Below are 23,323 nucleotides of genomic sequence, written 5' to 3'. Positions count from 1 at the left end.
ACTAAGGTCTTGAAAACTTTCACAAATAAAAAATGGGCACTAAGCCCATCCTGTCTACAGCGTCCGTCATTGAACAGGACAGCTAACAAAAAGCCCCTGAAAAGGGGCTTTAAACTGGTTGCGGGGGCAGGATTTGAACCTACGACCTTCGGGTTATGAGCCCGACGAGCTACCAGACTGCTCCACCCCGCGTCGAATCTAGGGCGATGATTATACGCTTGGAAGCCTGACAAGACAACCAGCGCACTCAGCCCTGAAAACAGCAGGGCCTGCAAATGCAGGCCCTGTTTGATTGGTGCGGAAGATGGGACTCGAACCCATACACCCTAAGGCACTACCCCCTCAAGATAGCGTGTCTACCAATTCCACCACTTCCGCAAAACTGTTGGCTTATTCTGCCGCAGGTACATCATCTGCTGCAGGGGCCTGAGGAGTCAGCTCTTCTTCAAGAACTGGTACATCTTCACTCGCCGCCGGTGCTACTGGCGCTGTTTGCAGAGCCGGCTCCGGCAAACCTGCATCGCGAATTTCATCCGAATGGTGACTTGCGTAATACGCCAGACCCAGGGAAGTAACAAAGAACACCGTGGCCAGGATCGCCGTCAGGCGGCTGAGAAAGGTAGCCGAACCCTGGCTGCCAAACACAGTACCAGACGCACCGGAACCAAAGGATGCACCTGTTTCGGCACCCTTACCCTGCTGGATCAGGACCAGCCCGACCAGACCGATGGCGACCATCAGGTGAACAACTATGACTACGGTTTCAATCATTACACTCGTCCCGCGGCACGTGCGATCGCGCCAAATTCATCTGCATTGAGGGAGGCACCACCTACCAGCCCCCCATCGATATCCGGCATGGCAAAAAGGTCTTCGGCGTTATCGGCCTTGACGCTGCCACCGTAAACAATCTGTACCAGCTGGGCCTGCTCGTCATCCATGATGGCCAGCCGAGCGCGAATCATGGCGTGCACATCCTGGGCTTGCTCCGGATCGGCTGTCAAGCCGGTACCGATTGCCCAGACCGGCTCATAAGCGACCACGCCTTGAGCCAAACCACCGACACCAAAGGCGTCAAGAATAACCTGCAACTGAGTACCCACCACCTCGGCGGTCAGGCCGGCGTCGCGCTGTTCGCGCGTTTCACCAACACAGAGCACCGGACGCAATCCGCAGGCCAGTGCTGCGGCAAACTTCTTGCGTACCACCTCATCGGTTTCACCGAACAGACTACGCCGCTCGGAATGCCCTACGAGTACATATTCACATCCTGCGTCACGCAATTGCGCCGGGGAAATTTCACCCGTTAACGCACCCGGCTCGGCCTGGGAAGCGCAGCTTTGAGCACCGATATACACAGGCGACTTGATCAGACTCGCGTGGCACTGCTGAATATACAGTGCCGGCGGGGCAATCATGACATCCACACCCTCTGGCCAGTCCTGCTGATTAAGCCCTTTCAAAAGGCTGTCAACGGATTGCCGAGTACCGTGCATTTTCCAGTTACCGGCGACTAGCGGGCGACGCATGCCTAACCTCTCAGCTCAAGCGGGCGCCAATCTTAACCAAGTTGCCCGAGTGACACAACTGCCTTTTTAATCGGCGAACAGTGCGCGGACCTGTGCTGCCAGGCCATTGGCTTCAGCGGACACCTGCTTGGCGTCCTGCCCTTCTACCATGACCCGCAATACTGGCTCAGTGCCCGAAAGCCTGAGCAATACGCGGCCGGTATGACCCAGGCGCTGCTCGGACTCTTTTACCGCGGCCTGAAGCGTAGTGTCGTCCAGCGGCGACTCACTGCCGCGCTGGTAGCGCACGTTGATCAATACCTGCGGGCATTTATGCATACCCTGGCGCGCTTCTGCCAGCGACAGGCCAGAACGCTGCAACGCTTTGAGCACCTGCAGCGCGGCAATGATGCCGTCGCCAGTGCTGGAGTGATGCAGGCAAACCAGATGCCCAGAGGCTTCGCCGCCCAACACCCAGTCGCGCTGACGCAGCTCAGCCATTACATAACGGTCGCCGACCTTGGCACGGACGAACTCGATACCCTTCTCCTGCAGCGCCAGCTCGAGACCCAGATTGCTCATCTGCGTACCCACTACACCGCCGCGCAGCTGGCCACGTTCCTGCAACTCCATGGCCATGATGAACAGCAACTCGTCGCCATCCACTTCGTTGCCCAGGTGATCAACCATCAATACCCGGTCGCCATCGCCATCCAGCGCAATACCCAGGTCTGCGCCCTTGGCCAGCACCTGCTCGCGCAGGGCGGTCAGGTCAGTGGAGCCGACCCTGTCATTGATATTCAGGCCGTCCGGGGTAGCGCCGATCACGGCAACGTCAGCACCCAGCTCACGGAACACATTGGGCGCAACCTTATAGGTAGCGCCATTGGCGCAGTCGAGGATGATCTTCATACCTTTGAAACTGGTGCTGGTCGGCACGCTGCTCTTGCAGAATTCGATATAGCGGCCGGAGGCATCCTCAACGCGGAATACCTTGCCCAGCGAGGCCGAATCCACCACCACCATCGGTTCATCAACCAGGCGCTCGATTTCCAGCTCCAGGCTGTCGGGCAGCTTGCTGCCATCAGCCGAGAAGAACTTGATGCCGTTGTCATAAAAAGGGTTGTGCGAGGCGCTGATCACTATACCGGCATCAGCCTGAAAGGTGCGCGTCAGGTAGGCAATCGCTGGCGTGGGCATCGGGCCGAGCAGCTGTACGTGAGCGCCGGCAGCGGACAAGCCGGCTTCCAGCGCCGACTCGAACATGTAGCCGGAGATGCGCGTGTCTTTACCTATCATCACGCGGCAAACGCCCTGCTTGCGAAAGGCAGTACCGACCGCCCAGCCGAGCTTGAGTACAAATTCAGGTGTAATTGGGTGAGTACCCACCTGACCGCGAATGCCATCCGTGCCGAAATACCTTTTGTCCATCTGAAGAATCCTGGAATAAGAGCGGGTGTATGTATGTTATTGCAGCAGATTGCCGGTTAGCGCTGCGCTGCCGCCAGCACCGCCTCGGTCATGCGCACCGCATCCACGGTGGCCGCCACGTCATGGGCTCTGATGATACGCGCGCCCCGGGCGACCGCCAAGGACGTAAGCGCCAGACCACCAGCCAGACGCTCTTCCACTGGCCGCTGCAGCAATTGGCCGATCATGCTTTTGCGCGATACGCCGACTAATAACGGCAAACCCTGGGGCTGCAGCAGATGCATCTGGGCGAAGAGTTCGAGGTTATGCTCCAGCGTCTTGCCAAAGCCAAAGCCGGGATCCAGCAGCAACTTTTCCCGAGCAATACCTGCCTGCTCGCAGGCCTCAACACGTTCGCTGAGAAAGCGCCCGACCTCGTTCAGTATGGATTCGTAACGCGGGGCGTCCTGCATGTGTTTAGGATCGCCGCGCATATGCATCAGGCACACCGGCAAGCCACTTTGCGCGGCAGCCTGCAACGCTCCGGGGCGCAACAGCGCGCGCACATCGTTGATCAGACCGGCACCCACGGCAGCACTCTCGCGCATTACTTCAGGTGTGCTGGTATCAATCGAAACGATGGTATCGAAGCGCGCCTTGATGGCTTCCACCACCGGCACCACGCGCTGCAATTCCTGATCGACAGACACTGGATCAGCGCCAGGGCGCGTGGACTCGCCGCCGACATCAATCAGCGTGGCGCCTTCTTCGAGCATACGCTCGACATGCCGCAGCGCCGCATCCAGTTGCTGATACTGGCCGCCGTCGGAAAAGGAATCGGGAGTGGTATTGAGAATACCCATGACATGGGTACGGGACAGATCAAGCTCCCGATCGCCGCAAGGCAACCGGGAACCATGGTCAGTAGCGCTCATTCAGATCAGTGCCCGCTGGCCGGACCGCTGACAGTGCTGCTATCGTCGTCTGACTTGCCGTCACCGGCGACATCAATGCTGTCATCCGGTTCGGGCTTGGCCGCTGCGCCTGGGCCAGGCTTGTCGTCCTTGCCCCAGTCCTTTGGCTCACGGGCCGGGATACCGGTCATGATATCGTTGATCTGGTCAGCATCGATGGTTTCGTACTTCATCAAGGCTTCGGCCATCAAGTCCAGCTTGTCGCGGTTATCCTTGAGCAGCTGCTGCGCTGTCGCATAACAACCGTCAATGATGCTGCGCACCTCCTGGTCGATCAGCTTGGCAGTCTCACCGGATACACCTGACGCCTGACCACCGCCGCCACGACCCAGATAGCCCTGCTCCTCGTCTTCGCCATACATGAGCGGACCGAGCTTCTCGGACAGACCCCACTTGGTAACCATGTTCTTGGCCAGCTGCGTGGCACGCATGATGTCGTTGGACGCGCCGGTAGTGACACCATCAAAGCCCAGCGTCATTTCTTCGGCAATACGGCCACCGAACAACGAGCAGATCTGGCTGATCAGCGCACGCTTGGACAGACTGTAACGATCCTCTTCCGGCAGGAACATGGTCACACCCAGGGCGCGTCCACGGGGGATGATCGAGACCTTGTAGACCGGATCGTGTTCAGGCACCAGACGACCAACAATCGCGTGACCCGACTCGTGATAAGCGGTGTTGAGCTTTTCCTTGTCGGACATGACCATGGATTTGCGCTCGGCGCCCATCATGATCTTGTCTTTAGCCATTTCGAATTCTTTCATCTCTACCAGGCGCTTGCCGAACCGCGCAGCAAACAGCGAGGCCTCGTTGACCAGGTTGGCCAGATCAGCACCGGAGAAACCGGGTGTACCACGGGCAATGTTGCCCGGCACCACGTCATCACCCAGCGGCACTTTACGCATGTGCACCTTGAGGATCTGCTCACGGCCGCGGATGTCTGGCAGACCGACCACAACCTGGCGGTCGAAACGGCCTGGACGCAGCAGCGCAGGGTCAAGCACGTCAGGGCGGTTGGTTGCAGCCACAACGATAATGCCGTCGTTGGCTTCAAAGCCGTCCATCTCAACCAGCAATTGGTTCAGGGTCTGCTCGCGCTCGTCATGACCGCCGCCCATTCCCGAACCACGGTGGCGACCGACCGCATCAATCTCGTCGATAAAGATAATGCACGGAGCGTGCTTCTTGGCCTGGTCAAACATGTCACGTACGCGACTGGCACCCACACCGACGAACATTTCGACGAAGTCGGAACCGGAGATGGTAAAGAACGGCACCTTGGCTTCACCGGCAACCGCTTTGGCCAACAGCGTTTTACCCGTACCCGGCTGACCGACCATCAACACGCCGCGCGGAATGTGACCGCCCAGACGCTGAAACTTGCCCGGATCGCGCAAAAACTCAACTAGCTCGCTGACTTCTTCTTTGGCCTCATCGCAACCGGCAACGTCGGCAAAGGTAGTCTTGACCTGATCTTCAGAGAGCATCCGTGCCTTGCTCTTGCCAAAGCTCATCGGGCCGCCACGGCCACCCGCTCCGCCCTGCATCTGGCGCATGAAGAACATAAAGATGGCAATAATGATCAGGATCGGGAAACTGGCAATCAGCAACTGGGTCCAGATGCTCTGCTGCTCCGGCTGCTTACCCTCGATGATCACTTCGTTGTCCAGCAGATCACCGATCAGACCGTTGTCCTGAATCGCCGGACGCACGGTCTTGAAGGTGTTGCCGTCAACACTCTTGCCGGTGATCTCGAACCCGTCAACGGTGACCCGCTCTACCTGACGATCCCTGACCAGCTCCAGAAATTGCGAGTAGTTGAGGTTGTTGGTCGTCTCTGCGGGACCGCTGAAGTTGTTCATTACCGTTACCAGAACGGCGGCAATGATCAGCCACAGAATGAGGTTCTTCGCCATGTCATTCAAATCGCTACCCTCTTGCCTGACTGCCCATGCAGGTCAGGCCTAGCTGAGTCTAATAAAACTCTAATTACCTTACACCAGATTCACTCAGTGCTGCAGTGAAACCAATGTAACGCACTATGTCGCCGAACCCCGGATTAGCAAGGCTCGATCAATTCGTTGCGCCCTTGAACCCCTTGCCCAGCAAGTAGGTTTCGCGGGAGCGGCCGCGTGATGCATCTGGCTTGCGGGTGACCATCTTGTCAAAACGGCTGCGTGCCAGCTTGTGATACGCGTCAAAACCTTCACCGTGGAACACCTTGATCAGGAAATCACCACCCGGCTTGAGCACCTTCTCGGCCATATCCAGCGCCAGCTCGCAAAGGTAGATCGCCCCAGGCTGATCTATTTCCGGTGTACCACTCATGTTGGGGGCCATATCGGAAATAACAAGGTCTACCGGCTGATTATCAATGGCTGCAAGAATCGCTTCAAATACGCCGTCTTCGGTAAAGTCGCCCTGAATGAAGGTCACATCGGGGATGCTATCCATCATCAGGATGTCCGAGGCAATAATGGTGCCCTTCTCGCCAATCAAGCGACTGGCGACCTGCGACCACCCCCCAGGCGCCGAGCCCAGATCCAGGACTGTCATGCCGGGCTTGAGCAGCCGGTCCTTTTCCTGAATCTCCAGCAGCTTGTAGCTGGCCCGGGACCGATAACCATCCTTCTGTGCCTGTTTGACAAAGGGATCGTCGAAATGTTCTTTCAACCAGCCTTTGCTGGTCTTCGATTGTGCCACGGAATACCCCATGCAGCGGAACGCGCCGCCTGTTAAACTGTGCTCAGCACTGCCAGACTGGCAGGCACGACATTAGTTACTTCATTTCCATTTCGGTAAGCATACAGATCATTATGACCCTCAGCTCAGCTCAGAAGAAAGACTACAAACGTATTGGCCATCACCTCAAGCCGGTGGTCATCGTCAGCGATCAGGGCGCCAGCGAAGGCGTGTTGTCTGAGCTGAATCGCGCGCTGGATGATCATGAACTGATCAAGATCCGTATCAGCGTAGCTGACCGTGACACCAAGAAAGCCTTGGTAGAGCAGGTTTGCAAGGCCAGTGGTGCCGAATTGGTGCAGGTGATCGGCAAGATGGTCATTTTGCTGCGCAAGAACAAGAAGGCCAACCCCAATCTGTCGAACCTGACCCGCTTCAAGGATATGTGAGCGACCTAGCGCCCGGCTTCATCCGGGCGCGGCTGCAGCACCAGAATCAGTCCGGCAAAAGCCACCACCAGATAGGCGAATAACTGCAGATAGGCGCCATTGGGCATAACCGCGACTGCAAAGAAGCCAGCTACTCCCAGAATGACCAGCGCCAGTAGTTGCGCACGCAGATCTCGCGCCAAACCGTGTCCCAGACCCTGCCCCAGCGCTGCCCACACCACCAACAACTGCAACGCCGCACATACGCCAGCGAAGCCCATCATCAATGGCCGCATATAATTGGCCAGCTCGTCGATCAGCAGCGGCGCCAGACCGAACTGCTGGAGTGCCGGCAACAGCACAAAATGCAGCATCCAGACGCCACCAACCCACAGGGTCAGCGTCAGTTGCCAGGCAATACGCCCGCCACGCAGCCCGGAGGCTGGAGGCATCGGCGTAAGCGGGCTGCTCACTTGTGCGCAACCTCGACGATCTCGTACTCGACCACGCCGCCCGGGGTTTTCACGGCGACGATATCGCCCTCTTCCTTGCCGATCAACGCACGGGCAATCGGCGAGCTGACAGAGATCTTGTTGATCTTGATGTCGGCCTCGTCGTCACCGACGATCTGATAACTGACCGACTCGTCGGTATCGACGTTAACGATCTCAACTGTGGTACCGAAGAACACCTTGCCGGTGCGCGGCAAGGTAGCAACGTCGATCACCTGGGCATTGCCCAGACGGCCTTCGATATCACGAATGCGCGCTTCAACCATGCCTTGCTGCTCGCGCGCAGCATGGTATTCGGCATTTTCCTTCAGGTCACCCAGTTCACGCGCTTCGGCGATAGCCTGGGTAATCTGCGGGCGCATCACGCTTTTCAGATGCTTGAGTTCGGCTTCCAGGGCTTCTGCGCCCTGTTTGGTCATTGGATATTTCATAATCAGATTCCTGCGTGCAGGTCCTGGAGACGGCGAACCGTTTTTTCCGGACCGAATTTCAATGCCATGCAGATAGCCTCGCCACCCGCCAACGTCGTGGTGGAGGTGACCTTGTGCTGCAATGCATTGCGACGAATGGAGTAGGAGTCCGCCATGGACTGTCGACCTTCGGTGGTATTGATCACCAGGCTGATCTCGTCATTCTTGATCATGTCGACAATATGCGGACGCCCTTCGGTAACCTTGTTGACGCGGCGCACCTTGAGGTTGGCTGCCTCAATCACTTTGGCCGTGCCGCTGGTGGCGACCACTTCAAAACCCAGATCGATCAGCGCGCGAGCGACGTCAACCACATAGGGCTTGTCGTCTTCACGCACACTGATAAAGGCGCAGCCGCCATTTGGCAACGTTTCACCGGCACCCACCATGGCTTTGGCGAAGGCTTCGGCGAAGCTGTCGCCCACGCCCATGACTTCACCGGTGGATTTCATTTCTGGCCCCAGGATCGGGTCGACGCCAGGGAACTTGGCGAACGGGAATACCGCTTCCTTGACGCTGTAGTAGGTCGGCACCACTTCTTTGGTAAAGCCGACTTCCTTGAGTGTCTTGCCAGCCATGACCCGCGCGGCAATCTTGGCCAGTGACTGACCAATGCACTTGGAGACGAAGGGCACGGTACGTGACGCGCGCGGGTTAACCTCGATGATATAGATGGTCTCGCCCTGCACTGCCATTTGCACGTTCATCAAACCGACCACACCCAGCTCCAGCGCCATTCTGGCGACCTGATCGCGGATCTCGTCCTGAATATTGGCCGGCAGCGAGTACGGCGGCAGCGAGCAGGCGGAGTCACCGGAGTGCACGCCTGCCTGTTCGATATGCTGCATGATCGCGCCGATAACCACATCGGTACCGTCACAGACCGCGTCGATATCCACTTCAATGGCGCAGTTGAGGAAGTGATCCAGCAGCACTGGGCTGTCATTGGAGACTTTCACCGCGTCGCGCAGGTAGCGCTTGAGCTCTTCTTCCTGGTAAACGATTTCCATCGCCCGACCGCCCAGTACGTAGGACGGACGTACCACCAGCGGGTAACCGATCTTGCCGGCAGCGCGGATGGCTTCCTCTTCGCTACGCACAGTCGCATTCGGCGGCTGACGCAGGTTCAGGCGCTCAACCATCTGCTGGAAGCGCTCACGGTCTTCCGCGCGGTCGATGGCTTCCGGGCTGGTACCGATAATCGGCACACCAGCTTCTTCCAACGCACGCGCCAGCTTCAGCGGAGTCTGGCCGCCGTATTGCACGATCACACCCTTGGGCTGCTCGACGCGGACGATTTCCAAGACGTCTTCCAGGGTCACCGGCTCGAAATACAGGCGGTCAGAGGTGTCGTAATCGGTGGAGACGGTTTCCGGGTTGCAGTTGACCATGATGGTCTCGTAACCGTCTTCGCGCATGGCCAATGCCGCGTGCACGCAGCAGTAGTCGAACTCGATACCCTGGCCAATCCGGTTCGGACCACCGCCCAGCACCATGATCTTGTCGCGGCTACTGGGGTTGGCTTCGCACTCTTCTTCATAGGTCGAGTACATATAGGCCGTGTCGGTGGCGAACTCGGCGGCGCAGGTATCCACCCGCTTGTACACCGGGTAGACCTTGAGCTTGTGCCGCAGGCTGCGCAGGGTCTTTTCACTGACGCTGAGCAGATCCGCGAGACGGATATCCGAGAAGCCCTTGCGCTTGAGACGAAACATCAGATCGCGGTCAACATCTACCAGCCCCAGGGTCTTGATCCGCTCCTCATCCTTGATCAGATCTTCGATCTGCACCAGGAACCAGGGATCAATCTTGGTCAGATCAAAGATCTGCTCCATGCTCATGCCGAAGCGGAAGGCATCGGCGACATACCAGATGCGATCCGCACCGGGCACCGTCAGCTCGCGGATCAGATCGGTTTTGGCATCGGTCGCTGCCATGTCCAGCTTGGGATCCAGGCCACTAACGCCGACTTCCAGACCGCGCAGAGCTTTCTGCAAGGATTCCTGGAAGGTGCGACCGATGGCCATGACCTCGCCTACCGATTTCATCTGCGTGGTCAGGCGCGCATCGGCGCTGGGGAATTTCTCGAAGGCGAAACGCGGGATCTTGGTCACCACGTAATCGATCGACGGCTCGAAAGACGCAGGCGTGCGGCCGCCGGTAATATCGTTCTGCAGCTCGTCCAGGGTGTAACCCACCGCCAGCTTGGCAGCGATCTTGGCAATCGGAAAACCGGTGGCCTTGGAAGCCAGCGCCGAGCTACGAGAAACCCGCGGGTTCATCTCGATCACGACCATACGGCCATCGACCGGATTGATACCGAACTGCACGTTGGAGCCACCCGTTTCCACGCCGATCTCTCGCAGTACCGCCAAGGAGGCGTTACGCATGATCTGGTATTCCTTGTCGGTCAGCGTCTGGGCGGGTGCGACGGTGATGGAGTCACCGGTGTGCACGCCCATGGGATCGAAGTTCTCGATCGAGCAGACGATGATGCAGTTGTCCTTTTTGTCGCGGACCACTTCCATCTCGTACTCTTTCCAGCCGATCAGCGACTCGTCGATCAACAGTTCCTTGGTTGGCGACAGATCCAGACCGCGGTTGCAGATTTCTTCGAACTCTTCGCGGTTGTACGCAATACCGCCGCCAGTGCCACCCATGGTGAACGAGGGGCGAATGATGCACGGGAAACCGACCTGATCGAGTACCTTGTAGGCCTCTTGCATGTCATGGGCGATACCCGATACCGGGCAGGCCAGGCCGATAGACTTCATCGCCTTGTCGAAGCGCGAACGGTCTTCGGCTTTGTCGATGGTGTCGGCATTGGCGCCGATCATTTCGACGTTGTATTTTTCCAGTACGCCGTGCTTTTCCAGGTCCAGCGCACAGTTCAGCGCGGTCTGCCCACCCATGGTCGGCAGTACGGCATCGGGACGCTCCTTGGCGATGATCTTCTCGACCGTCTGCCATTTGATCGGCTCGATATAGGTCGCATCAGCCATGGACGGGTCGGTCATGATCGTGGCCGGGTTGGAGTTCACCAGAATGACGCGGAACCCCTCTTCCTTCAGCGCCTTGCAGGCCTGGGCACCGGAGTAGTCGAATTCGCAGGCCTGGCCAATCACGATAGGGCCGGCGCCGAGGATCAGAATACTTTTAATGTCTGTACGTTTTGGCATAGTCGTCTACAAATCCTTGGGTGTACCGGCGGCTCAACGGCTTTTCGCCATGGCCTCGATGAAACGGTCAAACAGCGGCTCGACATCGTGCGGGCCGGGGCTCGCTTCCGGGTGACCCTGGAAGCTGAAGGCCGCTTTGTCGGTACGCTCGATACCTTGCAATGTGCCGTCGAACAGCGATTTGTGCGTGATCCGCAGGTTGTCCGGCAGCGACGCTTCGTCCACCGCGAAGCCGTGGTTCTGGCTGGTGATCATCACCACGCCAGTATCCAGATCCTGTACCGGGTGGTTGGCGCCGTGGTGGCCGTGACCCATCTTCACCGTCTTGGCGCCAGAGGCCAGTGCCAGCAACTGGTGACCCAGGCAGATACCAAACACCGGAATCTCGGTTTCCAGCACTTCGCGAATCGCTTGTATGGCGTAATCGCAAGGCTCCGGGTCACCCGGGCCGTTGGCCAGGAACACGCCATCGGGCTCCATCGCCAGCACTTCAGAGGCCGGCGTCTGCGCTGGCACTACGGTCAGGCGGCAGCCGCGCGCAACCAGCATGCGCAGGATGTTGAACTTGACGCCGTAATCGAAGGCGACCACGTGATAGGGCAAATCCGCATCGGCGATTTCCGGGTGGCTGTCAGTCGCCAGATCCCAGACGCTGGAACGCCACTGGTAGCTCTGCTTGACGCTGACCTCCTTGGCCAGATCCATGCCCTTGAGGCCGGGGAAGCTGCGCGCCAGCTCCAGCGCCTGCTCATCGGTGATGTTGTCACCGGCGAGGATGCAGCCATTCTGCGAGCCTTTCTCGCGCAGAATGCGCGTCAGGCGGCGCGTATCAATGCCGGCAATCGCGACAATATTGTTGTCGCGCAGGTAGGCATCCAGCGGCTGCTTGCTGCGCCAGCTGCTGGCCATCAGCGGCAGATCCCGGATTACCAGACCGGCGGCCTGCACACGATCAGACTCGGCATCTTCCGGCGTGATGCCGGTGTTACCAATGTGCGGGTAGGTCAGCGTAACGATTTGGCGGGCGTAGGACGGATCGGTGAGGATCTCCTGATAACCGGTCATGGCCGTATTGAAAACGACCTCACCGACACTGGAACCGTCGGCGCCGATGGCCTCACCACGGAAGATGCTTCCGTCGGCAAGGGCGAGAATGGCTGGCTTGGACAAGAAAACCTCCGATAGGACTGACAGATTTTACCAAACGCGGGCTGCACAAAAGCGGGAATGAGGTGCTTAACACTTCATCCCGCTGCAAGGCATTGTCAGATGCGCGCTGAATAGACAGATTAGCGCGCAATTGTAACGGCTTGACCCCAAAATATCCAGACCAATAACCGGCGAGAGCAGACCAGCGGAAGAGCACGGAGACAACACAAATGCCACTATGTTTCATATGTCGAGACATTTGTGATAAAACAGCCGTTGGAATACGGAAGCTGGCAAGATCCGACCTGACCCCGTACCGGCATAGCCGGCCCAGGAGTTGGCCTGATAGACGTCAGCACACAAAAACAAAAAAGGATTCGGGGACTAGATCATGGTATTGCACCTGAAACGCTTCCTAGTGCTGATATTGCTATGCTTGGCACCCATGGCTCACGCCGACGTACAGCGACTGCAAACACTGCACGAGCTGCGCAGCGAAGGCTATACGGCGGGCACCTACCTGTTGATTGACAATAATCTGTTCGAACGCGTCCGCGAACCGGGCAACCGCGAAGAGTACAACCGCGCGCTCGCGACCATGAGCCAGCTGCTGCAGCAACTCGGCAACCCCTCTGAATTGACCACTCCATTTGCCAACTTCCAACTGTTGATTCGCGAACTGGAAGCCCTCGGAGATGAAGAAGCCCACTACAATCTGGCCACGGTGAACCGGATCATGCAGGCCCATGGTGCCTTCGATGCCGCCGCCGCCAGCGCCTACGAAGCAGCAGCTGCAGATATGCCCGAGGATTTGCTGGCACTGCACAAGCAGAGCCTGGAAACCAGCCAGATCCTGATGTTGTACCAGAACAACATGTTCAGTTCGGTGGGGGTGTATTTTCTGGAAAACCAGGAAGGCCTGTTCGATATTCTCGATGCCAGCATTCTGGCTCGCTCCGCTGAGCTCAAAGGGATCTATCCGGATCAGAGCGAAACCTTCTCGCGCCTGGACAAGCAATATGAATTTATCCAGCCTCGCCTGAAGAATCCGTTATCAGACTGGGTGCCGACCATTGCCGCCTTCTATCTACAGCGCAATGTGCAAACACTGAACAACATGGCTCGCGACGTAGCACGCAGCGGCGCCTGAACAACAGCCAGAAAAAAAGGGCGGCGAACCTCTGGCTCGCCGCCCTTTTTGTTTTGCAGATGACACTTACCGCCAGCTCAATCCTTCAGCGACAGCACATCCTGCATGTCATAAAGCCCGGGAGCGCGAGCATCCAGCCATAGCGCAGAGCGCACGGCGCCCTTGGCAAAGGTCATGCGACTGGAGGCCTTATGGGTGATTTCCACGCGCTCACCTTCGGTGGCGAACAATACCGTGTGATCACCGACCACATCCCCCGCCCGCACCGTGGCAAAGCCAATGGTATCGCGCTCGCGGGCGCCGGTCTGACCTTCGCGACCATATACCGCCACCTTGCTCAGGTCACGACCCAACGCATCGGCTACGACCTCGCCCATGCGCAGCGCGGTACCTGATGGCGCATCAACCTTGTGCCGGTGATGCGCTTCGATGATCTCGATATCCGCATCATCACCCATCACCCGGGCCGTCATATCCAACAGCTTAAGGCACAGGTTTACGCCAACACTGAAGTTCGGCGCGAAGACAATCGGTACATCCTGACCGGCATCGAGCAGCAAACGCTTTTCGTCATCACTGAAACCGGTGGTACCAATGACCAGCGCCTTGCCAGCGGCCCGGCAGAGCGCCAGATTGACCAGCGTAGTGGTCGGATGGGTGAAATCGATCAACACATCAAAATCGTCGAGCACCTCACGCAGGCTACCTCTGACCTTGATGCCATTGCGCCCGATACCGGCCAACTCGCCAGCATCGGCCCCGACCAGAGAGCTCTCCGGTCGCTCGATGGCGGCGGTCAGCTGCGCGCCGGGGGTCTGGCTTACCGCCTCGATCAGCGTTTTGCCCATGCGCCCGGCGGCGCCAATCACGGCTATTCTTCTCATGCTGACTCCGCTCAGAATTTCATGTCTTCAAAGAAGTTCTTCACCCCGTCAAACCAGCTCTCAGCTCGCGGCGACTGATTGGAACCCTCTTCCTGCAGCGTTTCACGCAGCTCCTGAATCAGCTCGCGCTGACGCTTGGTCAGATTGACCGGCGTCTCCACTACGACCTTGCACAACAGGTCGCCCGCAGAACCACCGCGCACGGGCGTTACACCTTTGCCACGCAAGCGGAACAGCTTGCCGGTCTGAGCGCCATCCGGAATCTTCAGTTTGACCCGGCCATCCAGCGTGGGCACTTCCAGCTCGCCACCCAGCGCGGCATCAGCAAAGCTGATCGGCACTTCACAGAACAGGTTCTTGCCATCGCGCTGGAATATCTTGTGCTCACGCACCGAGACCACAACGTAAAGATCGCCTGCAGGGCCACCGTGCACACCCGCCTCACCTTCGCCGGCCAGACGAATGCGGTCACCGGTATCCACACCGGCCGGTACTTTGACCGACAGGGTCTTCTGCTCTTCCACCCGGCCATGGCCGTGACAGGTATTGCAGGGATCGGTGATCATCTTGCCGGTACCGTGGCAACGAGGACAGGTCTGCTGCACGGAGAAGAAACCCTGTTGCATGCGTACCTGACCATGGCCACCACAGGTGGTACAGGTCACTGGCGTGGTGCCCTTCTTGGCGCCGGAGCCATCACAGGTACCGCACGCGGCCAGCGTCGGCACACGAATGGTCACGGTGGTGCCACGCACCGCCTCTTCCAGATCCAACTCCAGGGTGTAACGCAAATCACTGCCGCGCTGCACACTGGAACGGCCGCCGCGACCACCGCCGCCGCCACCAAAGATATCGCCGAATACATCACCGAAAATATCCGAGAAATTGCCACCACCGAATCCGGCACCACCGGCGCCGCCGCCCATATTCGGGTCAACCCCGGCATGCCCGTACTGGTCGTAGGCTGCGCGTTTCTGGGCGTCGGTCAGTACTTCGTAGGCCTCGTTGGCCTCCTTGAACTTCTCGATCGCGCTTTCGTCATCCGGGTTACGGTCCGGGTGATACTTCATTGCCAGACGACGGTAGGCTTTTTTCAGCTCCGCTTCGCTAGCGCCGCGTTCGACACCCAGCACCTCATAAAAATCACGCTTGGCCATCGTTCAGATTTCCTTTACCGGGACGCTTGCCTGCCCCTGTTACACAAACGGCAACGCGGGAATAGCTCCCGCGTTGCCTGGTAATGGTCGGTTACAGGCGCATCAAGGCGCCTGTAACTGCCGATGAGTCAGGAGCTTACTTGTTGTCCTTAACCTCTTCGAACTCGGCATCGACAACGTCGTCGCCCGCTTCCTGCTGACCATCAGCCTGGGCATCCGGACCACCTTGGCCTGGCTGCGCCTGCTCGGCGTACATCTTCTGCACCAGCGGACCGGATGCTTCAGACAGCGCCGTGATCTTGGCTTCGATGTCGGCCTTGTCGTCGGTTTTGATCGCCGCTTCCAGATTCGCCAAAGCGGTCTCGATTGCGGTTTTCTCTTCCTCAGTGGCCTTGTCGCCAGCTTCAGTCAAGGTCTTGCGGGTAGCGTGGACCAGCTGATCTGCCTGGTTACGGGTGGTTACCAGCTCTTCGAACTTGCGATCTTCCTCGGCGTTGGCTTCGGCATCACGCACCATGTTGTCGATCTCTTCATCGCTCAGACCGGAAGAGGCCTTGATGATGATCGACTGTTGCTTGCCGGTTGCCTTGTCTTTCGCAGACACGTTAAGGATACCGTTGGCGTCGATGTCAAAGCTCACTTCAACCTGCGGCACACCGCGTGGGGCTGGCGGAATATCGGCCAGATCGAAACGACCCAACGACTTGTTCTGCCCGGCCTGCTTACGCTCACCCTGCAGCACGTGAATGGTCACGGCAGTCTGGTTGTCGTCGGCAGTCGAGAACACCTGCGACTTCTTGGTCGGGATGGTGGTGTTTTTCTCGATCAGGGTGGTCATCACGCCACCCATGGTTTCGATACCCAGAGACAGCGGCGATACGTCGAGCAGCAACACGTCTTTTACGTCACCGGCGAGTACCGCACCCTGAATCGCTGCGCCAACGGCGACTGCTTCATCGGGGTTCACGTCTTTGCGTGGCTCTTTGCCGAAGAAGTCAGCAACGGTCTTCTGCACCAGCGGCATACGCGTCTGACCACCAACCAGAATCACTTCGTTGATCTCGGACACGTCCAGACCAGCGTCTTTCATGGCTACGCGGCAAGGCTCGATACTGCGCTTGATCAGCTCTTCAACCAGCGATTCCAGCTTGGCACGGGTGACCTTGACCTGCAGGTGCTTGGGGCCTGTGGAGTCGGCAGTAATGTACGGCAGGTTGACGTCAGTCTGGCTACTGGAAGACAGCTCGATCTTGGCCTTCTCCGCCGCCTCTTTCAGCCGCTGCAATGCCAACGGATCGGTGTGCAGGTCAATGCCATTTTCTTTCTTGAATTCGTCTGCCAGGTAATCGATCAGACGCATGTCGAAATCTTCGCCACCCAGGAAGGTGTCACCGTTGGTGGCCAACACTTCAAACTGGTGCTCGCCATCAACTTCGGCAATTTCGATCACGGAGACGTCGAAGGTACCGCCACCCAGGTCGTATACGACGATGGTGGAGTCGCCACGGGATTTATCCATACCGTAGGCCAGCGCGGCAGCAGTCGGCTCGTTGATGATCCGCTTGACGTCCAGACCAGCGATACGGCCGGCGTCTTTGGTCGCCTGACGCTGGCTGTCGTTGAAGTAGGCCGGTACGGTGATAACCGCTTCAGTCACAGCCTCGCCCAGGTAATCCTCGGCAGTCTTCTTCATTTTTTTCAGCACTTCGGCAGAAATCTGCGGAGGTGCCATTTTCTCGCCCTTCACTTCGACCCAGGCATCACCATTGTCAGCCTTGACGATCTTGTAAGGGACCAGCTTGATATCTTTCTGGACCACTTCTTCTTCGAAACGACGGCCGATCAGACGCTTGACCGCGTTCAAGGTGTTCTGCGGGTTGGTCACCGATTGACGCTTGGCGGACTGGCCGACCAGCGTTTCGCCGTCGCCGGTGTAGGCCACGATCGAAGGAGTGGTGCGAGCGCCCTCAGCGTTCTCGATGACTTTGGCAACGCCATTTTCCATGATTGCAACGCAGGAGTTGGTAGTCCCCAGGTCGATACCGATAATCTTGCCCATATCTATTCTCCGATTAAACTTGCCGCGGATAACCGGCGGCACGGGTTAGTCTGTTCATGCACCCTTAATGGGGGCAGTGGAATTTATTTCAAGCCTGCTCATCAATCGATGGAGACGCCGGCTTGTCTGTCGGGGTCTTGCTGACCACGACCATGGCCGGGCGCAACAGACGACCATTGATGGTGTAGCCCTTTTGGAATACGCGAATAACGGTATTGGGTTCGACGCTATCGCGTTCCTCCATGGCCATCGCCTGATGCAGTTCCGGATTGAAGGGCTCGCCATGCGGCTCGACCGGAACGATCTGGAAGCGCGCTAGGGTTTCGGCAAACAGCTTCAGGGTCAGATCCATGCCATCGCGCATGGGTTTGATTGCCGGGTCGCTGGCATCGGACAACTCCATGCCGCGCTCAAGGCTGTCAACCACCGGCAGCAGCTCATTGGCGAAACGCTCAAGGGCAAACTTGTGCGCCTTTTCCACTTCCTGCTCCGCGCGGCGGCGGGCGTTCTGCACATCGGCAGCTGCCCGCAGAGCTTGATCCTGCGCGGCCGCCAACTGCTCTTCGAGGCTGGCAACCTGCGCTGCCAGATCGTCAGTTACCACGGTGTCCAACGCATCTTCAGCCAACTCATCGGTGGCCGGATCCTGTCTCTGTTCGTCTGCCATCTGTGTCTCCTGTTCTAGCAATCAGGCGGCATGCCGCCCTGTTGATCAATGTCTGCACCTTATATGGGGTCTTTAAATCAGGCTTCAAGGGTTGGAAAAACCAGAGTTCAGAAAAATCGCAAATTCCGGGCTCTTGTGAACAAAAGCCAAACTACTGTATAAATAACCAGACTGAAAACGGGAGCGCGGCCATGCTGGTACATCTTGCGGTGAACAATTACGCCATCGTCGATCACCTGGAACTGGAGCTAAGCAGCGGTATGACGGTCATCACCGGGGAAACCGGCGCTGGCAAGTCGATCATGCTGGATGCTCTGGCACTGACTCTGGGCGACCGCGCCGACAGCGGTGCCGTGCGTCCGGGTACCGACAAGGCGGATATTCTCGCCACCTTTGATATCAGTCAGATCCCTGAAGCCCAGGCCTGGCTGGATGAACGCGACCTGAACAGCGCGGACCAGCAGGTGATTCTGCGCCGGGTGATTACCGCCGAGGGTCGCTCGCGTGGCTATATTAATGGCAGCCCCTGCCCGCAGCAGGATCTGAAAGCGCTGGGCGAAATGCTCATCGACATTCACAGCCAGCATGAACACCAGTCACTGCTCAAGCCCGACACCCATCGCCGCCTGCTGGACGATTACACCGGCAGTACCGACCTCGCCCGCCAGGTGCAACTGGCCGCGCAGCGCTGCAAGCAGACCGAACAGGCACTGAAACAGGCCAGCGAAAAAGGTAATGAGCAGACTTCGCGCCTGCAACTGCTGACCTATCAACTGGAGGAACTGGACAACCTGAGCCTGCAGGAAGGCGAGCTGGACGAGCTGGAAAACGATCAACGCCAGTTGGCCAACGCCGAGCAGATCATGCAGTCCTGCCAGCATGTGATCAACCTGTGCAGCGAGAACGATAGCGGCAGCGTGCTGCATGCGCTGACCATCAGCCAGCAGCGGCTGGCGGCATTTCGCAGCAGCCATCACAGCCTGGAAGAAGCCGACGGCATGCTGGCCAGCGCGCAGATTCAGATTGAAGAGGCGGTGGGTGAGCTGACGCGTTATCTGGATCATTTCGAGGCCGACCCCGAGCGCCAACAACAGGTTGAAGAGCGTCTGGGCGCCATTTACGACCTGGCGCGCAAGCACAAGGTCAATCCGGATCAACTACCCGTACTGCAGCAGCAACTGATCGATGAACTGGAAAGCATGCAGCAGCAGGACGCTGATGCCGAGCGCCTGGCGGAGGAGCTGGAAGCCTACCGCGAACACTACCGGCAATTGGCAGACGAGCTGAGTGGCAAGCGTCAGGCTGGCGCCACCAAGCTGGAAGAGGCGGTGACGCGGGAGATTCAACAATTGGGTATGCCCGGCGGCCAGGTCAAGGTCCAGCTCAATACCCACGAAGCGCATAGCTGCCTGCCGCACGGCCGGGAAAGCGTCGAACTGCTGGTCAGCGCCAACCCCGGCCAACCAGCCAAACCGCTGGCCAAAGTGGCCTCCGGCGGTGAACTGTCGCGGATCAGCCTGGGCATCCAGGTATCTACCGCGCAGACCTCACGGGTGCCCACGTTGGTATTCGATGAAGTGGATGTGGGCATCGGCGGACCAACCGCGGAGATCGTCGGCAACCTGCTACGCCAACTTGGCGGCCACGGCCAGGTGCTGACGGTGACTCACTTGCCACAGGTCGCGGCGCAAGGGCATCAGCATCTGTTCGTACGCAAGGAGCAAGGTAAGGAGTCCACCAGCACTCGCATCGACAACCTGGACAAGGATGGACGGGTGCACGAAGTTGCGCGGATGCTGGGAGGTATCGATCTGACCGACGAGTCGCTCGCGCACGCGCGCAAGCTACTCTCGGCGGTATAGCTGGAACACGAAAAGGGTGCTTAGGCGCCCTTTTTCTTCACATACAGCACCAGATTGTGATCAACCATGTCGAAACCGTGTTCCTTGACGATTTCGCGCTGGCGACGCTCGATCTCGGCATCGAAGAATTCGATTACCTCACCGGTGTCAACGCAGACCATATGATCGTGGTGCTCGCCGTCGGCCAACTCGAACACGGCATGGCCGCCATCGAAGTTGTGGCGCACAACCAGGCCGGCCGACTCAAACTGCGTCAAGACGCGGTATACCGTGGCCAGGCCGACGTCTTCACCCGCTTCCATCAGGGCTTTGTATACGTCTTCCGCGCTCATATGGCGCTCAGGTGAGTGGTCCAGCATCTGCAAAATCTTGACGCGTGGCAGGGTGACCTTAAGGCCAGCTTTCCGAAGTTCTTGATTCTCAACCATGTCAGTTTCTCTTCAGCGCTTCGCAGGGCGGGATCTGTCGGGTATGATTCAGGGCCATTCAGCCATTTCACGATAGTGGATGTTACCACGCGATGCCAAATAGCTTATACCGAATCCTATGTATCCTGTTGTGTCTCTCCGTTCTGGGCCTCGCCGGCTGTAGCTTTCCCGGCGTTTACAAGATCGATGTCCAACAGGGCAACGTGGTCACCCAGGAGATGGTTGACCAACTGCGCCCCGGCATGACTACCCGTCAGGTGCGCTTCATCATGGGCACGCCCCTGGTAGAAGATACCTTCCATCCGAATCGCTGGGACTATATCTACAGCATGCAGGCGGGCCACCAGGAGCGCACGCAAGAGCGCATCAGCCTGAACTTTGAAAACGATCTGCTGGTTGGCTTGTCCGGCGATTTCGTTCCCGGCGCCAGCCGCGATGAACGGATCATGGGCGCTGGCCAACAGGAAGAGCCTGAAGTACTGGAAACCTACCCCGTAGATCTCGGTGCTCCGCTGGGCACCGGTGAAGAGTAATACCGCCCGGGCTGTCTGCTGACAGCCCTAGCCTTCCTCAGCTTCATCCTTCGCTGCCTTGGCTTTAGCTGCTCTCTGCTTACGAACCTCTTTCGGATCGGCAATCAGCGGACGATAAATTTCCACTCGTTCACCTGACAGCAAAATCCGCTCTGCCGGCTTGGGTATCCCTTTGCCAAAAATTCCCATGGCGCTTGCATCAAGATCGAGCTCTGGAAAATGGCTCTGGATACCCGATTGATGCACCGCCTGCAGCGCCGTGGTGCCCTCCGGCACGGTCAGGCTGAGAATCTTCTGCTTGTGCGGCAGCGCGTAGGCTACTTCTACCACCAGCGTTTTATCCATTGCCGTATAGCTCCTTCGCACGCTGACAAAAAGCTTCGACCATATTATTGGCGGCCTGATTGAACAGCGGCCCCAGCGTCGCCTTGACCACCGGGCCGGCATAACTGAAGTGCAGATCCAGACTGATCTTGCAGGCGTTCTCGCCCAGCGCCTTGAACTCCCACACGCCGTGCAGATCACTGAACGGGCCGTCTTCCAGCCGCAGCTCGATACGCTGACCAGGGACCAAGGTGTTATTGGTGGTGAAGGATTGGGTTAATCCGGCCTTGGCCACCGTCAGGCGCGCACGCATCTGGGTGTCGGTTTCGCTGAGAATCTCCGCCTTGGCACACCAGGGGAGAAACTCGGGGTACCGCTCCACCCGATTGACGAGATCAAACAGGCGTTGAGCCGGATACGGCAGCAACGCCGAGCGCTGGATATGGGTCATAGCCGGTTATTCAAGCCTCTTTATTTGAACAGTTCAGTCACAAATACAATCAACACCCCTGTCGGGGCCACATAGCGTAACAGCCAATATACCACTGGAAACAGCCGCGGATGGCGCAGCGCCAGCTCGGCTCGAAATACGTCTCGCCCGATCACCCAGCCGGCGAACAGAGCAAAGAGCAGCCCGCCCAGCGGCAGCATGATGCGGCTGGTCAGGTAATCAATGCTTTCAAACAGCGTTTTCCCGCCATCGGCGCCCCATACAAATAGCCGCCAACCGGAGTCATCGCTGACAAAGAAGCGTGCGTCTGCCAGCACATTGAATGACAGTACGGTGCCCAGCCCGACGATCCAGCAAATCAATGCGATCAGTGCCGTGATCTGTGTCCGCGTGCGCCCGGTCCGCTCGACCCAGTAAGCCACCGCAGGCTCAAGCATGGAAATCGCCGAACTCCATGCCGCTACCGCGACCAGCACGAAAAACATTAGCCCGAAAACCTGGCCCATGGCGATATTGCCGAAGGCAATCGGCAGCGTGACAAACATCAATCCCGGGCCGGCACTGGGCTCCAGGCCGGCAGCAAATACAATGGGAAACAGCGCCATGCCCGCTGTCAGTGCAACCACGGTATCAAGCAGCGCTACCGTCATTACGGTGCCGCCTATGGATGAATTCTTCGGCATATAAGAGCCGAATACCATGATTGATCCCACGCCGACACTCAGGGTAAAAAACGCGTGCCCCATGGCTGCGAGAATGCCGTCCGGCACTTCGGCGAGATCAAAATGAAAAAGAAAGGTCAGGCCCTGCATGAAATGCCCGGTGGTCATGCTGTAGCCGAGCAGAATGATCAGCAGCACAAACAGCATCGGCATCATGATGCGCAAACTCTTTTCCAGTCCCGCCACGACGCCGCGGGCGATGATCACCCCGGTAACCAGCATGAACAGACTGTGCCATAGGGTCAGACGCCATGGGTCGGCCGTTAGGCTGCCAAAACGCGCGCCAGCACTGTCGCCATCAATACCTACAAATTCACCGCGGCCCATGCCGATAATGTAATCCAGTGACCAACCAGCGACCACACTGTAAAAGGACAATATCAGCAGCGCCGCGACCATACCCATGATCGCCGCCCAGGACCACCGCGCCGAGGCGCCCGCCTGCACTGCCAGGCTCCGCAGCGTATTCACCGGGCTCTGCCGTCCGCGCCGGCCCAGCACCGTCTCCGCCAGCATGATCGGCAGCCCGACCAATGCAATACACAACAGGTAAACCAGCACGAACGCCCCACCACCGTACACGCCTGCCATATAGGGAAACTTCCAGATATTCCCCAGGCCCACGGCCGAACCGGTCGCCGCCAGAATAAAGACCCACCGGCTGGTCCAGATGCCGTGAATGGAAGTGCTTTCGTTGGCCATGCAGAGTTACCGCCCGCTAGCGAAAAAAGAGGGGCATTGTCCAGATTTTGATCAGGGGTAACAAGGCCC

The 23,323-nt window shown here is 58.3% G+C and carries 22 protein-coding genes and 2 tRNA genes; 4 read left to right on the top strand and 20 right to left on the bottom strand.

Annotated elements, in window-relative coordinates; genetic code table 11:
* Positions 1-115: 115 nt before the first annotated feature.
* From EAO82_RS04475 to rlmE, 8 genes are all read right to left on the bottom strand, one after another.
* Positions 116-192: transfer RNA gene (locus tag EAO82_RS04475), tRNA-Met, on the bottom strand.
* 101 nt (positions 193-293) lie between these two features.
* A tRNA-Leu gene (locus tag EAO82_RS04470) sits at positions 294-378 on the bottom strand.
* A gap of 12 nt (positions 379-390) precedes the next feature.
* Positions 391-771, bottom strand: a complete 381-nt coding sequence (gene secG, locus EAO82_RS04465) for a preprotein translocase subunit SecG (RefSeq protein WP_096344964.1) — start codon at positions 769-771, stop codon at positions 391-393.
* A complete protein-coding gene (gene tpiA, locus EAO82_RS04460) occupies positions 771-1,529 on the bottom strand; it encodes a triose-phosphate isomerase (protein WP_096344965.1) in 759 nt (252 codons plus the stop codon). The genes secG and tpiA overlap by 1 nt, the downstream gene beginning before the upstream one ends.
* A 66-nt stretch (positions 1,530-1,595) precedes the next feature.
* Entirely contained in the window at positions 1,596-2,939 is a 1,344-nt protein-coding gene (glmM, locus tag EAO82_RS04455) for a phosphoglucosamine mutase (protein WP_096344966.1), read from the bottom strand.
* Between the two features lie 56 nt (positions 2,940-2,995).
* On the bottom strand, positions 2,996-3,853 hold the full coding sequence (gene folP, locus EAO82_RS04450) for a dihydropteroate synthase (protein WP_096344967.1): 858 nt from the start codon (positions 3,851-3,853) through the stop codon (positions 2,996-2,998).
* Between the two features lie 5 nt (positions 3,854-3,858).
* A complete protein-coding gene (ftsH, locus tag EAO82_RS04445; protein WP_096344968.1) occupies positions 3,859-5,811 on the bottom strand; it encodes an ATP-dependent zinc metalloprotease FtsH in 1,953 nt (650 codons plus the stop codon).
* 157 nt (positions 5,812-5,968) lie between these two features.
* Positions 5,969-6,598: a 23S rRNA (uridine(2552)-2'-O)-methyltransferase RlmE gene (gene rlmE, locus EAO82_RS04440; RefSeq protein ID WP_096344993.1), complete on the bottom strand. Its 630-nt coding sequence runs from the start codon at positions 6,596-6,598 to the stop codon at positions 5,969-5,971.
* 113 nt (positions 6,599-6,711) lie between these two features.
* On the opposite strand from rlmE, the gene yhbY reads away from it, so the two are divergent.
* Positions 6,712-7,026: a ribosome assembly RNA-binding protein YhbY gene (yhbY, locus tag EAO82_RS04435; protein ID WP_096344969.1), complete on the top strand. Its 315-nt coding sequence runs from the start codon at positions 6,712-6,714 to the stop codon at positions 7,024-7,026.
* A gap of 5 nt (positions 7,027-7,031) precedes the next feature.
* On the opposite strand, the gene EAO82_RS04430 is transcribed toward yhbY, so the two are convergent.
* From EAO82_RS04430 to carA, 4 genes are read right to left on the bottom strand one after another with little or no spacing between them, the layout of a single operon-like run.
* The gene (locus EAO82_RS04430; protein ID WP_174959092.1) at positions 7,032-7,457 is read right to left on the bottom strand and encodes a DUF4149 domain-containing protein; all 426 of its coding nucleotides are present in this window, start codon (positions 7,455-7,457) and stop codon (positions 7,032-7,034) included.
* Between the two features lie 17 nt (positions 7,458-7,474).
* Positions 7,475-7,951 carry a transcription elongation factor GreA gene (greA, locus tag EAO82_RS04425; protein WP_096344970.1) on the bottom strand — a complete coding sequence of 159 codons (477 nt, stop codon included), beginning with the start codon at positions 7,949-7,951 and terminating at the stop codon, positions 7,475-7,477.
* Positions 7,951-11,166: a carbamoyl-phosphate synthase large subunit gene (gene carB, locus EAO82_RS04420; RefSeq protein ID WP_096344971.1), complete on the bottom strand. Its 3,216-nt coding sequence runs from the start codon at positions 11,164-11,166 to the stop codon at positions 7,951-7,953. The genes greA and carB overlap by 1 nt, the downstream gene beginning before the upstream one ends.
* A 33-nt stretch (positions 11,167-11,199) precedes the next feature.
* Positions 11,200-12,336 (bottom strand): glutamine-hydrolyzing carbamoyl-phosphate synthase small subunit, encoded by a 1,137-nt coding sequence (gene carA, locus EAO82_RS04415; protein ID WP_096344972.1) that lies wholly within the window; start codon positions 12,334-12,336, stop codon positions 11,200-11,202.
* A 370-nt stretch (positions 12,337-12,706) separates the two neighbouring features.
* Here carA and EAO82_RS04410 point away from each other — a divergent pair, with 370 nt between their 5' ends.
* Complete coding sequence (locus EAO82_RS04410) at positions 12,707-13,465, top strand: hypothetical protein (protein ID WP_096344973.1); 759 nt, start codon at positions 12,707-12,709, stop codon at positions 13,463-13,465.
* 77 nt (positions 13,466-13,542) lie between these two features.
* Here EAO82_RS04410 and dapB read toward each other — a convergent pair whose 3' ends face one another.
* From dapB to grpE, 4 genes are all read right to left on the bottom strand, one after another.
* Entirely contained in the window at positions 13,543-14,349 is an 807-nt protein-coding gene (gene dapB / locus EAO82_RS04405; RefSeq protein ID WP_096344974.1) for a 4-hydroxy-tetrahydrodipicolinate reductase, read from the bottom strand.
* Positions 14,350-14,360: 11 nt separating this feature from the next.
* On the bottom strand, positions 14,361-15,506 hold the full coding sequence (gene dnaJ, locus EAO82_RS04400) for a molecular chaperone DnaJ (RefSeq protein WP_153274269.1): 1,146 nt from the start codon (positions 15,504-15,506) through the stop codon (positions 14,361-14,363).
* A 136-nt stretch (positions 15,507-15,642) separates the two neighbouring features.
* Positions 15,643-17,565: a molecular chaperone DnaK gene (dnaK, locus tag EAO82_RS04395; protein WP_096344976.1), complete on the bottom strand. Its 1,923-nt coding sequence runs from the start codon at positions 17,563-17,565 to the stop codon at positions 15,643-15,645.
* 88 nt (positions 17,566-17,653) lie between these two features.
* Positions 17,654-18,232 (bottom strand): nucleotide exchange factor GrpE, encoded by a 579-nt coding sequence (grpE, locus tag EAO82_RS04390; protein WP_096344977.1) that lies wholly within the window; start codon positions 18,230-18,232, stop codon positions 17,654-17,656.
* Between the two features lie 191 nt (positions 18,233-18,423).
* On the opposite strand from grpE, the gene recN reads away from it, so the two are divergent.
* Positions 18,424-20,094 (top strand): DNA repair protein RecN, encoded by a 1,671-nt coding sequence (gene recN, locus EAO82_RS04385; protein WP_096344978.1) that lies wholly within the window; start codon positions 18,424-18,426, stop codon positions 20,092-20,094.
* A 20-nt stretch (positions 20,095-20,114) separates the two neighbouring features.
* Here the strand turns inward: recN and fur are convergent, their stop codons facing one another.
* Positions 20,115-20,522, bottom strand: a complete 408-nt coding sequence (gene fur / locus EAO82_RS04380; protein ID WP_096344979.1) for a ferric iron uptake transcriptional regulator — start codon at positions 20,520-20,522, stop codon at positions 20,115-20,117.
* A 92-nt stretch (positions 20,523-20,614) separates the two neighbouring features.
* On the opposite strand from fur, the gene EAO82_RS04375 reads away from it, so the two are divergent.
* Complete coding sequence (locus EAO82_RS04375; protein WP_096344980.1) at positions 20,615-21,055, top strand: outer membrane protein assembly factor BamE; 441 nt, start codon at positions 20,615-20,617, stop codon at positions 21,053-21,055.
* Positions 21,056-21,082: 27 nt separating this feature from the next.
* Here the strand turns inward: EAO82_RS04375 and EAO82_RS04370 are convergent, their stop codons facing one another.
* The 3 genes from EAO82_RS04370 to EAO82_RS04360 are packed head-to-tail and all read right to left on the bottom strand — an operon-like array spanning position 21,083 to position 23,254.
* Positions 21,083-21,400: an RnfH family protein gene (locus EAO82_RS04370; RefSeq protein ID WP_096344981.1), complete on the bottom strand. Its 318-nt coding sequence runs from the start codon at positions 21,398-21,400 to the stop codon at positions 21,083-21,085.
* Positions 21,393-21,830 carry a type II toxin-antitoxin system RatA family toxin gene (locus EAO82_RS04365; RefSeq protein ID WP_096344982.1) on the bottom strand — a complete coding sequence of 146 codons (438 nt, stop codon included), beginning with the start codon at positions 21,828-21,830 and terminating at the stop codon, positions 21,393-21,395. The genes EAO82_RS04370 and EAO82_RS04365 overlap by 8 nt, the downstream gene beginning before the upstream one ends.
* Before the next feature lie 20 nt (positions 21,831-21,850).
* Positions 21,851-23,254: a sodium-dependent transporter gene (locus EAO82_RS04360; RefSeq protein ID WP_096344983.1), complete on the bottom strand. Its 1,404-nt coding sequence runs from the start codon at positions 23,252-23,254 to the stop codon at positions 21,851-21,853.
* Between the last annotated feature and the right edge of the window lie 69 nt (positions 23,255-23,323).

Origin of the sequence: Halopseudomonas pelagia, assembly GCF_009497895.1 — a bacterium.
Taxonomy (GTDB): Bacteria; Pseudomonadota; Gammaproteobacteria; order Pseudomonadales; family Pseudomonadaceae; genus Halopseudomonas; species Halopseudomonas pelagia_A.
This window is presented reverse-complemented; position numbering and strand designations above follow the sequence as displayed.

Coding starts and splice junctions, on each gene's coding strand:
- secG (WP_096344964.1), bottom strand. CDS start 771: ATGATTGAAACCGTAGTCATAGTTGTTCACCTGATGGTCGCCATCGGT.
- tpiA (WP_096344965.1), bottom strand. CDS start 1,529: ATGCGTCGCCCGCTAGTCGCCGGTAACTGGAAAATGCACGGTACTCGG.
- glmM (WP_096344966.1), bottom strand. CDS start 2,939: ATGGACAAAAGGTATTTCGGCACGGATGGCATTCGCGGTCAGGTGGGT.
- folP (WP_096344967.1), bottom strand. CDS start 3,853: ATGAGCGCTACTGACCATGGTTCCCGGTTGCCTTGCGGCGATCGGGAG.
- ftsH (WP_096344968.1), bottom strand. CDS start 5,811: ATGGCGAAGAACCTCATTCTGTGGCTGATCATTGCCGCCGTTCTGGTA.
- yhbY (WP_096344969.1), top strand. CDS start 6,712: ATGACCCTCAGCTCAGCTCAGAAGAAAGACTACAAACGTATTGGCCAT.
- EAO82_RS04430 (WP_174959092.1), bottom strand. CDS start 7,457: ATGCCTCCAGCCTCCGGGCTGCGTGGCGGGCGTATTGCCTGGCAACTG.
- carB (WP_096344971.1), bottom strand. CDS start 11,166: ATGCCAAAACGTACAGACATTAAAAGTATTCTGATCCTCGGCGCCGGC.
- EAO82_RS04410 (WP_096344973.1), top strand. CDS start 12,707: ATGGTATTGCACCTGAAACGCTTCCTAGTGCTGATATTGCTATGCTTG.
- dapB (WP_096344974.1), bottom strand. CDS start 14,349: ATGAGAAGAATAGCCGTGATTGGCGCCGCCGGGCGCATGGGCAAAACG.
- dnaJ (WP_153274269.1), bottom strand. CDS start 15,506: ATGGCCAAGCGTGATTTTTATGAGGTGCTGGGTGTCGAACGCGGCGCT.
- dnaK (WP_096344976.1), bottom strand. CDS start 17,565: ATGGGCAAGATTATCGGTATCGACCTGGGGACTACCAACTCCTGCGTT.
- grpE (WP_096344977.1), bottom strand. CDS start 18,232: ATGGCAGACGAACAGAGACAGGATCCGGCCACCGATGAGTTGGCTGAA.
- recN (WP_096344978.1), top strand. CDS start 18,424: ATGCTGGTACATCTTGCGGTGAACAATTACGCCATCGTCGATCACCTG.
- fur (WP_096344979.1), bottom strand. CDS start 20,522: ATGGTTGAGAATCAAGAACTTCGGAAAGCTGGCCTTAAGGTCACCCTG.
- EAO82_RS04375 (WP_096344980.1), top strand. CDS start 20,615: ATGCCAAATAGCTTATACCGAATCCTATGTATCCTGTTGTGTCTCTCC.
- EAO82_RS04370 (WP_096344981.1), bottom strand. CDS start 21,400: ATGGATAAAACGCTGGTGGTAGAAGTAGCCTACGCGCTGCCGCACAAG.
- EAO82_RS04365 (WP_096344982.1), bottom strand. CDS start 21,830: ATGACCCATATCCAGCGCTCGGCGTTGCTGCCGTATCCGGCTCAACGC.
- EAO82_RS04360 (WP_096344983.1), bottom strand. CDS start 23,254: ATGGCCAACGAAAGCACTTCCATTCACGGCATCTGGACCAGCCGGTGG.